The organism is Actinoplanes sichuanensis (assembly GCF_033097365.1).
In the GTDB taxonomy this organism is placed as follows: Bacteria; Actinomycetota; Actinomycetes; order Mycobacteriales; family Micromonosporaceae; genus Actinoplanes; species Actinoplanes sichuanensis.
In genome coordinates this window covers 8,764,132-8,778,345 of sequence record NZ_AP028461.1, presented here as the reverse complement: position 1 = coordinate 8,778,345, position 14,214 = coordinate 8,764,132, and the positions used below count along the sequence as shown (strand labels likewise).

12 protein-coding genes are annotated in these 14,214 nt (G+C 69.6%); 7 read left to right on the top strand and 5 right to left on the bottom strand.

Annotated elements, in window-relative coordinates; genetic code table 11:
* Positions 1–11 precede the first annotated feature (11 nt).
* From Q0Z83_RS40210 to Q0Z83_RS40200, 3 genes are all read left to right on the top strand, one after another.
* Positions 12–953 (top strand): MBL fold metallo-hydrolase, encoded by a 942-nt coding sequence (locus tag Q0Z83_RS40210; RefSeq protein ID WP_317788625.1) that lies wholly within the window; start codon positions 12–14, stop codon positions 951–953.
* On the top strand, positions 950–2,467 hold the full coding sequence (locus tag Q0Z83_RS40205) for a M16 family metallopeptidase (protein ID WP_317788624.1): 1,518 nt from the start codon (positions 950–952) through the stop codon (positions 2,465–2,467). Before Q0Z83_RS40210 ends, Q0Z83_RS40205 begins: the two co-directional genes overlap by 4 nt.
* A 73-nt stretch (positions 2,468–2,540) precedes the next feature.
* Positions 2,541–4,067: a molybdopterin-dependent oxidoreductase gene (locus Q0Z83_RS40200; protein ID WP_317788623.1), complete on the top strand. Its 1,527-nt coding sequence runs from the start codon at positions 2,541–2,543 to the stop codon at positions 4,065–4,067.
* A gap of 159 nt (positions 4,068–4,226) precedes the next feature.
* On the opposite strand, the gene Q0Z83_RS40195 is transcribed toward Q0Z83_RS40200, so the two are convergent.
* Positions 4,227–4,613: a WhiB family transcriptional regulator gene (locus tag Q0Z83_RS40195; protein WP_317788622.1), complete on the bottom strand. Its 387-nt coding sequence runs from the start codon at positions 4,611–4,613 to the stop codon at positions 4,227–4,229.
* 231 nt (positions 4,614–4,844) lie between these two features.
* Here Q0Z83_RS40195 and Q0Z83_RS40190 point away from each other — a divergent pair, with 231 nt between their 5' ends.
* Positions 4,845–5,693 (top strand): response regulator transcription factor, encoded by an 849-nt coding sequence (locus Q0Z83_RS40190; protein WP_093618693.1) that lies wholly within the window; start codon positions 4,845–4,847, stop codon positions 5,691–5,693.
* A 99-nt stretch (positions 5,694–5,792) separates the two neighbouring features.
* Here Q0Z83_RS40190 and Q0Z83_RS40185 read toward each other — a convergent pair whose 3' ends face one another.
* The gene (locus tag Q0Z83_RS40185) at positions 5,793–6,191 is read right to left on the bottom strand and encodes a DUF5319 domain-containing protein (RefSeq protein ID WP_317797247.1); all 399 of its coding nucleotides are present in this window, start codon (positions 6,189–6,191) and stop codon (positions 5,793–5,795) included.
* 120 nt (positions 6,192–6,311) lie between these two features.
* On the opposite strand from Q0Z83_RS40185, the gene guaB reads away from it, so the two are divergent.
* Positions 6,312–7,799 carry an IMP dehydrogenase gene (gene guaB, locus Q0Z83_RS40180; RefSeq protein WP_317788621.1) on the top strand — a complete coding sequence of 496 codons (1,488 nt, stop codon included), beginning with the start codon at positions 6,312–6,314 and terminating at the stop codon, positions 7,797–7,799.
* Between the two features lie 79 nt (positions 7,800–7,878).
* Positions 7,879–8,997: a GuaB3 family IMP dehydrogenase-related protein gene (locus Q0Z83_RS40175; RefSeq protein ID WP_317788620.1), complete on the top strand. Its 1,119-nt coding sequence runs from the start codon at positions 7,879–7,881 to the stop codon at positions 8,995–8,997.
* On the opposite strand, the gene Q0Z83_RS40170 is transcribed toward Q0Z83_RS40175, so the two are convergent.
* The 3 genes from Q0Z83_RS40170 to Q0Z83_RS40160 all read right to left on the bottom strand — a co-directional run bounded on the left by Q0Z83_RS40170 (position 8,957) and on the right by Q0Z83_RS40160 (position 12,249).
* The gene (locus Q0Z83_RS40170) at positions 8,957–9,628 is read right to left on the bottom strand and encodes a suppressor of fused domain protein (protein WP_317788619.1); all 672 of its coding nucleotides are present in this window, start codon (positions 9,626–9,628) and stop codon (positions 8,957–8,959) included. The genes Q0Z83_RS40175 and Q0Z83_RS40170 overlap by 41 nt on opposite strands.
* Before the next feature lie 112 nt (positions 9,629–9,740).
* Entirely contained in the window at positions 9,741–11,129 is a 1,389-nt protein-coding gene (locus tag Q0Z83_RS40165) for a M1 family metallopeptidase (protein WP_317788618.1), read from the bottom strand.
* Between the two features lie 19 nt (positions 11,130–11,148).
* Positions 11,149–12,249 carry an LCP family protein gene (locus Q0Z83_RS40160; protein WP_317788617.1) on the bottom strand — a complete coding sequence of 367 codons (1,101 nt, stop codon included), beginning with the start codon at positions 12,247–12,249 and terminating at the stop codon, positions 11,149–11,151.
* 130 nt (positions 12,250–12,379) lie between these two features.
* Between Q0Z83_RS40160 and Q0Z83_RS40155 the strand changes: the two genes are divergently transcribed.
* The gene (locus Q0Z83_RS40155; protein ID WP_317788616.1) at positions 12,380–14,209 is read left to right on the top strand and encodes a S8 family serine peptidase; all 1,830 of its coding nucleotides are present in this window, start codon (positions 12,380–12,382) and stop codon (positions 14,207–14,209) included.
* Positions 14,210–14,214 lie beyond the last annotated feature (5 nt).

The window sequence follows — 14,214 nt, the reverse complement described above, 5'->3', positions numbered from 1 at the left end:
TAGTGCGCGCCATGATCGGATCCAGCGACGTGGTGCTCGACGGGGCGGCCGCGTACCCGGAGATCGCCGGGCTGCGGGCGGCGCTCCACCGCCGAGACTGGCCGGGCGGCCGGGCCCTGCTCGACCAGTTGGAGCCGATGGCCCGCAGCGCCGCTCTGCAGGCCTGCGCGGGTGAGCCCGGGCTGGAGGAGTTCCTCCGTGGTGTGCTCGCCGCCGACGTCACCGATGCCGCCGCCGCCGCGCTGCTCGGCCACCACCTGATCCACAACGGTTGGGAGATCCGCTCCGGGCGGTATGCCGAGCACGTGAGTTCCGGGCAGTTCCGCATGTTCCACGACTGGTTGCGCAAGGCCGAACTGGTCCTGATCGACGCGGCCGCCCGCCATCCGAGGGACCCGGCGATCTGGACCGCTCGGCTGCTCACCGCACGCGGCCTGCAACTGGGCCTGGCCGAGTCGCGTCGCCGGCTGGACCGGGCGCTGGCCGCCCAGCCCCACCACCTGCCGGCCCAGCTCCAGTTCCTGCAGACCGCCTGCCCGAAGTGGGACGGCACCTGGGAGCTGCTGCACGAGTTCGCCCGGGACGCGATGCTGGCCGCCCCGCCCGGTTCGCCGCACGCGGTACTGGTCGTCCACGCGCATGTCGAGCACATCTTCGGCGACGACGACACGGACGTCTTCCGGTATCTGGCGGGCGACGCGGTCCGTACCGAGATCTACGAGGCGGCGCACCGGTCGATCTGGCATCCGGAGTTCCGGACCGGGCCGGGCTGGGTGCAGGCGTTGAACGCGTTCGCGCTGATCTTCACGATGCTCGACGATCGGCGGTCCGCGGCGACCGCGTTCACCCGGCTCGGCAACCTGGCCGCGGAGTACCCGTGGAACCAGATCGGCAATGACGTGAATGCGCAGATTCGGGAGGCTCGGGCTTGGGCGTACGAGGGGACACCATGACACTTCGGCAGGAGGTGGACGGCGTACCGGTGCTGATCGCGCCGACCACCGGGCCGATGACCGCCGGCCTCGCCTTCCGGGTCGGTTTCGTCGACGAGTCACTGTCCCGGCGCGGCATCACACACCTGATCGAGCACCTGGCACTGCACTCGCTCGGGGTCGCCGACTACCACTTCAACGGGGCCACCGGTGTCGAGCACACCGTCTTCCACATGCAGGGCGCCGAGGCCGACATCGTGGCGTTCCTGCACGGCGTCTGCGCCGGCCTGGCCGATCTGCCGATGCAGCGGCTCGCCGTGGAGAAGGAGATCCTGCGGACCGAGCAGAACTCCCGGGGCGAGGGCCCGGCCGGGCGGCTGGCCCTGTGGCGGCACGGCGCCCGTGACTACGGCCTGGCCAGCTACCCGGAGTGGGGCCTCGCGGCGATCACCCCCGACGATCTGCGCGCCTGGGTGGCCCGCTACTTCCATCGGGGCAACGCGGTGCTCTGGATCGCCGGGCCCGGCGTACCCGCCGGCCTGCGGCTCGATCTGCCGGACGGCACGCGTCAGCCGGCCCCGGTGCCTTCTTCGATCCTTCCGGTACGCCCGGCGTACTTCCCCGGCTCCGAGGACGCGGTCGCCTGGGACGCCGTGGTCGACCGCGGTGAGCCGGCGGCGGTCTTCGCCGAGGTGCTGCGCCGGTCGATGTTCCGCTCGCTGCGGCAGGAGGGTGGCCTCTCCTACAACGTGGTGACCGACTACACACCTCGGGCCGACGGCCGTGCCGTGATCATGGCGGCCGCCGACTCGCTGCCCGAGAAGCAGGGTGCGGTACTCGGCGGGTTGATCGACGTCCTGGCCGCGGTCCGCCTCGGCATGATCGACGAGGCCGAGGTGACCGCGGTCGTCAACAAGCGCCGCGAGGAACTCAGGCAGGCCGACACCACCGGGGGACGGCTGCCCGGCCAGGCCTTCGATCTGCTCGACGGCCGGCCGGTGCGCGAGCTCGACGAGGTGCTGGCCGAGCTGGACGCGGTCACGCTCGGCGATGTGGTCACGGTCGCCGCCGAGGCCTACGCCGACGGCCTGCTGATGACACCGGGGGAGACCCAGGCCGACTGGGCCGGGTTCGTCGACGCGCCGGTCTCGTCGGTGCCGCTGGTCGACGGGGTGACCTACCGGGCGCTCGGGGGTTCGGCGCCGAGCCTGGTCGCCGGTGAGCGCGGGTTCAGCCTGATCCGACAGGGCTCGACGATCACCGTGCTCTTCGACGAGTGCTCGGCCGTGCTCGCCTGGCCGGACGGCGGCCGGATCTTCATCGGTCACGACGCCGCCCAGCTGCGGGTCGAGCCGACCCTCTACCCGGACGGGCCGGCGCTGGTGGCCGCCCTGGACGCACGGACCCGGCCGGAGCTGCGGATCCCGATGCCGGCCCGCGAGCCGGACCGGATCCCCCGCCCGCCGGAACCGGAGCCGACCGCGCCCACCGGATCGGTTCTCGCCCGTGCGCTGCGCCGGATCCGGGGCGGCTGAGGCACGGCGACGTCACGAATCCGTAAGGACCGCGGAGGTATCCGCCGCGGCGATCAGCGTGGACGATGGCAGGGTGAAGGCGTTGATCAGGTCCGGGCTCGGCGGAGTGGCGGCGGCCGCGGCCGCTCTCGGGGTGGCCGAGCTGGTCGCCCTCGCGACCGGGGCGCGCTCGGCCCCGATCGTCGCGGTCGGCGGCGTGGTGGTCGATCACGTGCCGGCCCCGGTCAAGGACTTCGGCATCGCCGTCTTCGGGGTGCACGACAAGACCGCCCTGATCGTCGGTACGGTCCTGCTGCTCGCCGGCTACGCCTTCGGGGTGGGTGTGCTGGCCCGGCGCCGATGGGCACCGGCGGTCGCCGGGGTCGTGCTGTTCGGACTGGCCGGAGCGGTGGCCGCGGCGACTCGGCCGGGTGCCGGCGTCACCTCGGTGATCCCGTCGGTGGTCGGTGCGGCGGTGGCCGTGCTGGTGCTTCATCACCTCCGGGGGCGGGCCGGCGCGGCCGAAATCGACGACGGGGCCGGGCAGCCGTACCAGATCGAGGAAAGCCGTCGCCGTTTTCTCCGTGACCTGGGGATCGTCGCCGCGGCCGCCGCGGTGGCGGGTGTCGCCGGCCGGATGCTGACCTCGCGCCGCGCGGTGACCGTGGCCCGGCAATCGGTCGCGTTGCCCGCGGCCGCCGAGCCCCGCCCGGTGCTGCCGACCGGGGTGGACGTGCCCGGTACCACCCCCTATGTCACCCCCAACCGGTCCTTCTATCGGATCGACACCGCCCTGGTCACGCCGCAGGTCGACCCGGAGGCCTGGCAGTTGCGGATCCACGGGATGGTTCGCAACCCGATCACCATCACCTGGGCCGACCTGCTGAAGCGGCCGATGGTCGAGCGGTACGTGACGATCGCGTGCGTCTCCAACGAGGTCGGCGGCGACCTGATCGGCAACGCGCTGTGGCTCGGCACCCCGATCAAGGACCTGCTCGCTGAGGCCGACCCGCTGCCCGAGGCCGATCAGGTGGTGCAGCGGTCGGTGGACGGTTGGACCTGTGGCGCGCCGACCGCGGTGCTGCGTGACGGCCGGGACGCGCTACTCGCGATCGGGATGAACGGCGAGCCGCTGCCGGTCGATCACGGCTTCCCGGCCCGGATGATCGTTCCCGGACTGTACGGCTACGTCTCCGCCTGCAAGTGGATCACCGAGATCGAGCTGACCCGGTTCGCCGACTTCGACGCCTACTGGGTGCCGCGTGGATGGTCGGCACTGGCCCCGGTGAAGACCCAGTCACGAATCGACAGCCCCCGCGACGGGAGCCGGAAACCGGTGGGCGACGTGACGGTGGCCGGAGTCGCATGGGCGACACATCGAGGGATCGCCACGGTCGAGGTGCAGGTCGACGACGGTCCCTGGCAGACCGCTCGACTCGCCGAGGCGGTTTCCGCGGACACCTGGCGGCAGTGGAGCCTGACCTGGGCCGCCTCCGCCGGGCGGCACACCCTTCGGGTACGTGCGACCGATCTCGATGGGGTGACTCAGACCCCCGTGGAGGCGCCGCCGGCCCCCGACGGAGCCACCGGACTGCACCAGGTGACCCTCGACATCGGGTAGTTGAAAGCCGCACTTTCGGTCCGACTCGGGAAAGCAAGTCGCTCATACGGTGGCTTGCATGTCCACCAATGCGGTTGAAGAACCGCTGAACCACTCGACACGGTCCTCGTTGGAGGACCGTGCCGGAAGCCGTGTGGTGATGCCGCGTGCCGGGCGGCGTCAGGCCGCTGGTGCCTGCCGTTGTGCGGGCACCGCCGTCTTGTGGGGCCGGCCGAGGCGCGCCTCGAGCCGGAGCAGGTCGACCCGTCCGTGACGGTCCGCCAGATCCTCCCAGCCGACCGCGAGCAGCCGCAGCCGCTCCGATTCGCTGAAACCTCCCCATACTCCGTACGGCTCGCGAACGGCGAGGGCGTGCGCGGCACACTCCGCCCGGACCGGGCAGGCGCCGCACATGGTCTTCGCCTTGGCCTCCCGGCGATTGCGGGACGACCCGCGTTCGCCGTCGGGGTGAAAGAACTGCGCGCTGTCCCGGCCCCGGCAGAGCCCCAGTCTCTGCCAATCCCAGAGATCGGCGATGGGACCGGGCAGCCTGCGAACGTTCGACATCAACACCCTCCTCCCGCGCGGCACCGCGGAGCGTTCGTCGTGAGGGGCCAGGAACCGGCCTTTTGCCGGTGTACCCAGGCAACACCAACCTCACACGCACCATGTCGATGTCTTCGCGAGCGGTATGGCAAAGGGGTGGCAAGTCATACCTTTCTTTCCCGTTTTTTCCATCTAAAGCGCGTAATGCTGCGGCCCTCGCGTGATCTCCTCTGAGAGAGAAGGAGGATCACTGTGCGTACCGTCCTCGTGTGCGTCCGAACCCCGCTGGCGGCCCAGACCGTCGCGTCCACCGCGGCCCGGCTCGGCATGACCGGCGTCGTCCGGACAGCGGTCAGCGAGACCGAGGCCATGATCCGACTGGCGGAACGGCCCGCCGAAGTGGTCCTGGCCGACACCGCCGTGACCCGGCCCGACAGCGTCGGTTTCACCCGACGTGTGCTCGCCCGTGCCCCCCAGGCGCAGGTGGTGCTCTTCGGAGCGGAAGACCCGCGGGTCGCCGCCGCGGCGGTCGCCGCCGGTGCCCGAGGCGTCATCCGTGGCGTCGAACATGACCTGGTCAGCGTCGTAGCCAAGGCGCTGCTCCTACTACTGTTGCCGGTCCGCCCGCAGGGCATGCCGATCAACGGCGCCAACGCTCAGCCGGCCACCGTGGCCGGCGGTGTGCGCAACAACAACTCCCCGGCGGCCCGGGGGCAGTATCAGCAGGGCGGCATCGGCGTGCACAACGCGGCTGCGGTCCCGGCCATGCTCGGGCCCAATGCACCGATGGTCCCGGCCCAGCGTGGCGACGCACCCATCGACCCGGCGACCGGCCGGCCGATGGTGGCCTGGCCGGGCAACGAGGCGGGCGTCGGCATGACCGACGCGCAGCCGGCCGGGCGGCGGCTGACGCTTACCGAGCGTGAGCTTCAGGTGCTGCGCGGGATGGCGGACGGTAAGAGCAACGCCGAAATCGGCCGCGAACTCTTCGTCTCCGAGGACACCGTCAAAACCCACGCACGGCGTCTCTTCCGCAAACTCGGCGCCCGAGACCGGGCACACGCGGTTGCGGCAGGTTTCCGGGCAGGGCTTGTCGCATAACCAGATTTTTGTACGAACTACGCAGAGCGCCGTGGCAATCGCCGCGGCGTTTCTGTCTGCCCGGACCGAAACGCGACCGCCGGGCTGAATGCGGTGGCTCTAATTCTCGTCGTCACTACCCTCAGTGAGGGTGTCGTGGACGCCGTCCGCGTAACCCCGCGCATACTCCCACGTGACGTAGTGGTCCGGGTCGGGGTCGTAGGCGGGCTCGTGCACCCGCGGCCGCCCGCTACTCAGCAGGTGACGCAGGTTGCCGCGCAACAGATCCCAGTCGAAGTAGTGCGGCTCGTGGCAGTCCTCGCACTCGATCACCAGCCCGCGGATGCCCGTCGGACTGAGCAGCGCCTGGTAGATCTCCAGGTCGGAGAGGTCCTCCAGGACGTCCTGCCGCTCGTCCTCGGTCAGCGGTTCGGACTCGGCGTCCTCGTTGAGGTCGTCGAGACCGGCGGCCGGGTCGGTCGGGTCGCCGTTGAACGGGTCGATCGGCTCATCTTGCACCCCCATACCGTACTCACCTCCCGAGCGTGTGTGCTGGCCCGCACGTTCTGTCCGCCACCCGGGTGCCCCGCCCGGGATGGGTAGGATGATGAACTCCGCCTCTTCTCTAGGGAATGATCTGTGGAAACTGACAGCGCTCGCACCGTTCCTCTCGGCCTCACGTTCGACGATGTGCTGTTGCAGCCAGGCGAATCGGACGTGGTGCCCAGCCGGGTGAACACGGTCACGCGCCTGACCCGTAACGTCGAGCTCACGATCCCGCTGCTGTCCGCGGCGATGGACACGGTGACCGAGGCACGCATGGCGATCGCCATGGCGCGCGAGGGCGGCATCGGCGTGCTGCACCGCAATCTCTCCGCGGAGGACCAGGCAGCCCAGGTCGACCTGGTCAAGCGGTCCGAGTCCGGCATGATCACCAACCCGATCACCTGCAGCCCGGACGACACCCTCGGCCAGGTCGATGCCCTGTGCGCGAAATACCGCATCTCCGGCGTCCCGGTCGTCGACGGCGGGGGCAGGCTCGTCGGCATAGTGACCAACCGTGACATGCGCTTCGTCACCGACGCGGACACCAAGGTCCGTGACGTGATGACCAAGTCGCCGCTGATCACCGCCCCGGTCGGGGTGAGCAAGTCCGAGGCGCTCGACCTGCTCCGCCGGCACAAGGTGGAGAAACTGCCGCTCGTCGACGAGCAGGGCCGGCTCCGTGGGCTGATCACCGTGAAGGACTTCACGAAGTCCGAGCAGTACCCGGACGCGACGAAGGACGAGCAGGGCCGCCTGCGGGTCGCCGCCGCGGTCGGGGTCGGCGACGACTCGTACAAGCGGGCCCGTGGCCTGATCGACGCCGGCGTCGACGTGATCATCGTGGACACCTCGCACGGTCACCAGCGCCAGGTGCTCGACATGATCGCCCGGCTGAAGAAGGACACCGTCACCGACATCGTCGGCGGCAACGTGGCCACCTACGCGGGCGCCAAGGCGATGGTCGAGGCCGGTGCCGACGCGGTGAAGGTCGGTGTCGGCCCGGGTGCGATCTGCACCACCCGGATCGTCGCGGGCGTCGGCGTGCCGCAGATCACCGCGATCATGGAGGCCGCCCGGGCGTGCAAGCCGGCCGGGGTCCCGGTGATCGGCGACGGCGGTATCCAGTACAGCGGTGACATCGCCAAGGCTCTGGTCGCCGGGGCCAACGCGGTGATGCTCGGTGGTCTGCTGGCCGGCTCGGAGGAGAGCCCCGGTGAGCTGATCTTCGTGAACGGCAAGCAGTACAAGTCGTACCGGGGGATGGGCTCGCTCGGCGCCATGCAGTCGCGGGGCCAGGCCAAGTCCTACTCGAAGGACCGCTACTTCCAGCACGACGTGCCGGAGGAGAAGCTGGTTCCGGAGGGTGTCGAGGGCCAGGTGCCCTACCGGGGTCCGCTCTCCCGGGTGGTCGGCCAGCTGGTCGGCGGGGTTCGGCTGGCGATGGGTTACGCCGGTGCCGAGACGATCCCCGACCTGCAGGAGCGCGGTCAGCTCATCCGGATCACGGCGGCCGGCCTCAAGGAGAGCCACCCGCACGACATCCAGATGACCGTCGAAGCCCCCAACTACCACTCGCGGTAATTCCCCGCGCCCTCCATCGAAGGACTGCCCTCCAACCGCCCCACCCGCCACCCGAAAAAAGGATTGAAGGCGTTCGATCATGCGTGACGTCGTGGAGATCGGCCTCGGTAAGACCGCCCAGCGCGGCTACCACCTGGACGACATCGCCATCGTTCCGAGCCGTCGGACCCGCGACGTCGACGACGTGTCGACCGAGTGGAAACTCGACGCGTACCCCTTCAAGATCCCCTGCGTCGCGCACCCCTCGGACGCCACCCAGAGCCCGGATTCGGTGATCGCCCTGGGCCGCCTCGGCGGACTGGGCGTGCTCAACGCCGAGGGCCTCTGGACACGGTATGAAGACCCCACCAAGATCCTCGAAGAGCTGGCCTCGCTCGACGAGGACGCCGACGCCACCCGGCGTCTGCAGGAGGTCTACGCCGAGCCGATCAAGCCGGAGCTGATCGCCGAGCGGGTCCGTGAGATCCGCGCATCCGGCGTCACCACCGCGGTCCGGGTGTCGCCGCAGCACACGCTGGCCCTCGCGCCGGTCGTGCTGGACGCCGGCGTCGACCTGCTGGTCATCCAGGGCACCCTGGTGTCGGCCGAGCACGTGTCCACGACGGACGAGCCGCTCAACCTCAAGGAGTTCATCGCCGACCTCGACCTGCCGGTCATCGTCGGCGGCTGCACCGACTACAAGACGGCGCTGCACCTGATGCGGACCGGGGCGGCCGGCGTCATCGTCGGTGTCGGCGCCGACGAGTGGTCCACGACCGACACCGTCCTCGGCATCCGGGTGCCGATGGCCACCGCGATCGCCGACGCCGCGGCCGCCCGCCGCGACTACCTCGACGAGACCGGTGGCCGTTATGTGCACCTGATCGCCGACGGCGGCATCGCCACCAGCGGTGACATCGCCAAGGCGATCGGCTGCGGCGCCGACGCGGTCATGCTCGGCGAGCCGCTCTCCCTCGCCGAGGGTGCCCCGGCCGGTGGCGCGTGGTGGCACTCGGCGGCGTCGCACCCGGCGCTGCCGCGTGGCGGTTTCTGCATCGCCGGCGAGCCGGACGGCACGCTGGAGGAGGTCCTCTACGGTCCGGCCAACAGCGCCAACGGCCAGCTGAACCTCTTCGGCGGCCTGAAGCGGGCGATGGCCAAGTGCGGTTACCGGGACGTCAAGGAGTTCCAGAAGGTCGCCCTGGTCCTCGACCACTGAATCGCCTGAGGAATCGGCGGGCTCCCTTCTTCGGGAGTCCGCCGATTTCGTCTTCGGAGACCACCGAGGCCCGGTGCGGGTCGACGGGGTTCATCTCGGCGTCCTCCAGACGCTGCTCCAGGGCTTCGAGATCGTTCTGATGGCGGTAGATCTTCTCAGCCTCGGTGATCGGCAACAGCCACAGCACCCGGGCGTGCCCGCCCGGGAGTTCGCACTCCTCCAGCTCGGGCCCCCACGGATAGGGCAGGCTGACCAACAGGTGGTCGCAGGAGGAACCGGGCAGCCAGGGGCGGCCGATCGGGACGGTGTGGCCGAGGCCGAGCTCGTGGTCGCCGCCGAGAGCGTGATACCAGGCGGTCATCGTCAACGTCTCGACGTGCAGGTCGTCCTCGGGAATCGAGGCATAGAGCACGAACTCCAGGGCATGCCCGTGCTTTTGAGTGGCGTCCCACAGCCCGGTGGTGGCGTAGATCCATCCGAACCGCGGCAACTTCAGCCGGGCCACATGCAGAGACATCCGCCCACTGATCGGGCCCGGGGTGGGCGGCAGCATCGTCAGCTCAGCATCGGGAAACTGTGCGGCCAGATGGTCACGCGTCGCCTGTGCGGCCGGTGACAGTTCGTGATCCACGGCGGCAGTGTGTCATGGGTGAGAGCCGCATCCGGCCCGGCGGTCGCCGGACGGTCCGGTGCCGGGACCGCGTCGCGTGGACAGGCTCGGGACTTTGCGTAGCCGTACGAAATCAGGGTTTCGGGGGTTGGGTCTTCGCCGTGAGCCAGGCGTTGAAGAACGGGCTCAGATCGCGGCCCGCAGCGGCGGAGGCCGCCTTGATGAACTGGTCCGTGGTGACGTTTCCGTCGCGGTGTTCGGTGGTCCAGGATTTGACCAGCTTGAAGAAGGCCTCGTCGCCGAGAGTCTTGCGGAGCGCGTGGACGGTCATGCCGCCCCGCTGGTAGACGGCGTTGCCGAAGAGGCCTTTCGGCGTCGGGTCGCCCGGTGCCTCGGACCAGTTGAAACCGTTGTAGCGCCGGTCGAAGAGCTGTTGGGCGGTCAGTGAGCCGATGTGTTCCGACCAGAGCCACTCGGCGTACGTCGCGAAGCCCTCGTTGAGCCAGATGTCCTGCCAGCGGGCGAGTGCGACGCTGTCGCCGAACCACTGGTGGGCGAGTTCGTGCGCGACGACGCCGGTGTTCTCGCCGGAGAGGAAGAACGTGTTGCCGTAGACCGGGCGGGACTGCGTCTCCAGCGCATAGCGGATCCGCTCCTCGTCCACGACCACCCCGCCGTTGGCGCTGAACGGGTACGGCCCGAACTGTGTCTCCAGGAAGTCGGTGATCTCGCCGGTCCGGGCCAGCGACTTGGCGGCCGCACCGCCGGCCGGCATCGACTCGGGGACCGCGATGACCATCGGGCGTCCGGCGTGGGTGCTCTCGGTGATCCGATACTGCCCGATCACGACCGTGGCGAGGTAGCTGGCCATCGGCGACGACTCGGTCCAGCGCCAGGTGGTCCGGCCGTCCACGGTGTCCTTCGGGCCGGGTGCGCCGTTGCTGATCACCTCGACACCGTCCGGCACGGTCATCGCCAGCTTGAACGTCGCCTTGTCGGAGGGGTGGTCGTTGACCGGGAACCAGGTGCTCGCCGACTCCGGCTGGCCGAGGGCCACCGCGCCCTTGCTGTCGCTGTCGCGTAGCCAGCCGCTGGTGCCGAGCGTGTCGTTGCCGGCGGGCGCGGGGGTGCCGCCGTAGGCGACGACGACGGTGAAGCCGGTGCCCTTCGGGATCCCGGCGGCCGGGGTGATCACCAGCTCGGCGTCCTCGGTGGTCGAGGTGGCGGCGGAACCGTCCACAGTGACCTTGGTGACACGGAGGCCGTCCAGGTCGAGGTTGAACCGGGACAGGTCCTGGGTGGCGGTCGCGGTGATGGTCGCGGCGCCCTCCAGTCGGCCGGATGACGGGTCGTAGCTCAGCGCCAGGTCGTAACCGCCGACGTCGTAGCCGCCGTTGCCGTACTTCGGGTAGTACGGGTCGCCGGCCCCGTCGGCGCCCGGACCGAACACCGGGGTGACCGGGGCGGGCGCGGAGGAGCAACCCACCAGCAGCAGAACCAGCCCGTACATCCAGACCCTCATGTCATCGAGGGTACGGCCATCACTTGTCGACCAGTTTGGGGTGTGCTGCGAGGTATGCGCGGTGGGTGCCCTTGGCGAGCGCCTTGACGAACCCGCGGCCCTCCTCCTTGAGCTGCTCACCGAGGTAGCCGCCGCCACTGCCGACCCCGGCGCCGGGCAGCGTCACCGTGGTGATCTTGTCGGGGGCGAGGTCACGGAGCGCGTAGGCGTACTCGAACGGGGTACGCCCGCCCACGTAGACCAGTGACTTTCCGAGCGCGTTGATCACCGAGCCGAGTCTCGCCGGGTCGCTCAGCCCCTGGGTCAGGGCCTTGGCCAGGATCGCCTCGACCATCTGCCGCTGGTGCCGCTGCCTGTCGTAGTCGCCGTTGGGCAGCCCGTACCGCTGCCGGGCGTAGTCGATCGCCTGCCAGCCGACCAGGTGCCGGGTGCCGGGCTGATAGGTGGCCTGCGGTCCGATGTAGTCGCCGCCGGAGAGGGTCCGCATCGAACCGTCCGGCTTGCGGTGCCGGGACTTCACCTTCTGGTCGATCTTCATGTCGATGCCGCCGAGTTGGTCGACCAGCTTGTCCAGGCCGCCGAAATTCAGGATCGCGCCGCCGTGGAAGGTCTTGATCCCGGTATACGCACTGAGAGTTTTCGTGAGCAGCTCGTAACCCTGCTCGACGCTTTTCTTCGGCGACCCCGGAATCCGGGAACCTCGACTCATCGCCTCGGTGATCTTGTGTTTCCCGCCGCCGAAACCCGCCTTTTTGTACGCCGGAATGTCCACCCGCAGGTCTCGAGGCAGCGAATACAGATACGCGGACTTGAGATCCGCCTCCACGTGCAACAGCATGATCGTGTCGGCGTGCGGCTCCCAGTCGGGGATGCTCACCCGGGTGTCGACGCCGATCAGCACCAGATCGAGCGGTCCCTTGATGTCCGCGCCGGGCGACGGCGCCGGGGCGGCCGACACGCTCGGTGTGCCGCTCGGCAGCGGGACGACACTGGCCGATACGGCAGGCGCGGCAGCCGGTTCGGACGAACCTCGGCCCACCGCGATGGCGACACCGATTCCGACGATCAGGGCCAATGCGACGCCGGCCACGATCGACCAGGTGATCTTGCTGTTCCGCATAGCGCGAACCATAAATGACATCGCGGTAACGCTCAATGCCGTGGGCTATTGCCAAATTCAAGATCACCGGTACGCTGGCTCGGCGATTCGCCGGTCCGCGGCGGGTCGCCTACGGGGAGGCAGTCCGAGAATGAAATCCACTCGACGGCGGGTCATCGTAGGCCTCGCCGCCGTCACCACGCTGACCGCCGGAGTCGTTCTGGCCCCGGTCGCGGGAGCGTCGGTGACCGGTTCCGCCCGCGCACTTCCGGTTCGTCTCCTGGTCGGCCTGCGCTCCGGCGTGGCCACCGACGTCGCTCTGCCCAGCCTTCAGCGCCTCGGCCTGCCGACGGCCGACGGCGACAGCACCACCCGCCGCCTGCTCGGTGAGATCCGGGCCAAGGCGATCGAGGTGCCCGGCGCCCGCGCGGCCGCCGTGACCGCGGCCCTCAAGGCCGACCCGAACGTCGAGTACGTCCAGGTCGACCCGCAGGTGGAGAAGGCCGACGTCACACCGAACGACCCCTGGATCACACAGAACCGGCAGCCCGAGCTGGCGCAGATGAACGTGCCCGCGGCGTGGGACACCACGACCGGGTCGGCAGTGACCGTCGCGGTCGTGGACACCGGCGTGAACGCGGTCGGTGACCTGGCCGGCAAGGTCCTGCCCGGGTACGACTTCCACAACGGCGACGCGTACCCGAGCGACGACGAGGGCCACGGCACCATGGTGTCCTCGCTGATCGCCGCTACGCCGAACAACGGCAAGGGCATGGCCGGCGTCTGCGCCCAGTGCAAGATCCTGCCGGTGAAGGTGCTCAGCGCGACAGGTGTCGGGTACCACTCGAACATCGCCAAGGGCATCATCTGGGCCGCCCAGAACAACGCGAAGATCATCAACATGTCGCTCGGCGGTTACAGCACCTCCGCCGTGCTGCAGGACGCGGTGGCCTACGCCAACGGCAAGGGCGCCCTGGTGGTCGCGGCCGCCGGCAACGAGAACACCAGTCAGAAGAGCTACCCGGCGGCGTACGCGGACGTGCTCGCCGTCGGTGCGACCGACACCCGCAGCACGGGTGGCCGGGCGCGGGCCGAGTTCTCCAACTACGGCAGCTGGGTGGACGTCGCGGCCCCGGGCATCACCGCGGCCATGAAGTCCAACGGCACCTACTGCTACGACGACCCCATCTCCTGCTGGGTCTACTGGACCGATCCGGTGACCGGCCGGCTGATGGACGACTACGAGGTGCAGGGCACGTCCTTCTCGGCGCCGTTGGTGTCCGGTGTGGCCGCGCTCGTGGCCTCGGCGCACCCGAACTACTCGGGCGGTGGCCTGCGTTACGCGATCACCAACTCCGGCCGTCGGGACAACACCTGGACCCAGTTCGGCTCGGTCGACGCGGTCCGTGCGATCAACACCGGCAGCGACACCAAGGCGCCCACCGCCACCGGCTTCTGGCCGTCGGCGAACGCCAAGGTCCGCGGCAACGTGACGATGAGCCTGTACGGGCTGACCGACGACTGGTCCGGCGTCCGCAACGTGAACCTCTACGTCGACGGCAAGTGGCACAACTGGGACTACGTCGCCCCGTTCACCCCGGTCCTCAAGACGGGCACCCGTAACGGCGCGATGAAGGTCCAGCTGCTGGTCTACGACAAGGCCGGCAACCACCTCTGGCTGCCGGCCCGGTGGTATACCGCGGACAACCTCGCGCCCTCGGTCTCGATCACCAAGGCTCCGGCCAACAAGGCCAAGGTCAAGGGCACGGTCAAGGTGTACGCCAAGGCTGCCGACAAATCCGGGATCAGCAAGGTCGAGCTGATCGTGAACGGGAAGGTCGTGGCGACCGACCGGACGGCGGGCTACGTGCTCAGCTTCAAGGTCGCGAGCCAGAAGAAGACCATGAAGGTCCGGATCCGGGCGTACGACATGGCGGGCAACGTGAGGTACACGACGATCCGCACGTACTACCGAGCCTGACCGGT

Excerpts from the sequence above, each read along its gene's own strand:
- Q0Z83_RS40210 (WP_317788625.1), top strand. The coding sequence starts at position 12 with ATGATCGGATCCAGCGACGTGGTGCTCGACGGGGCGGCCGCGTACCCG.
- Q0Z83_RS40155 (WP_317788616.1), top strand. The coding sequence starts at position 12,380 with ATGAAATCCACTCGACGGCGGGTCATCGTAGGCCTCGCCGCCGTCACC.
- Q0Z83_RS40205 (WP_317788624.1), top strand. The coding sequence starts at position 950 with ATGACACTTCGGCAGGAGGTGGACGGCGTACCGGTGCTGATCGCGCCG.
- Q0Z83_RS40175 (WP_317788620.1), top strand. The coding sequence starts at position 7,879 with ATGCGTGACGTCGTGGAGATCGGCCTCGGTAAGACCGCCCAGCGCGGC.
- Q0Z83_RS40165 (WP_317788618.1), bottom strand. The coding sequence starts at position 11,129 with ATGAGGGTCTGGATGTACGGGCTGGTTCTGCTGCTGGTGGGTTGCTCC.
- Q0Z83_RS40160 (WP_317788617.1), bottom strand. The coding sequence starts at position 12,249 with ATGCGGAACAGCAAGATCACCTGGTCGATCGTGGCCGGCGTCGCATTG.
- Q0Z83_RS40195 (WP_317788622.1), bottom strand. The coding sequence starts at position 4,613 with ATGTCGAACGTTCGCAGGCTGCCCGGTCCCATCGCCGATCTCTGGGAT.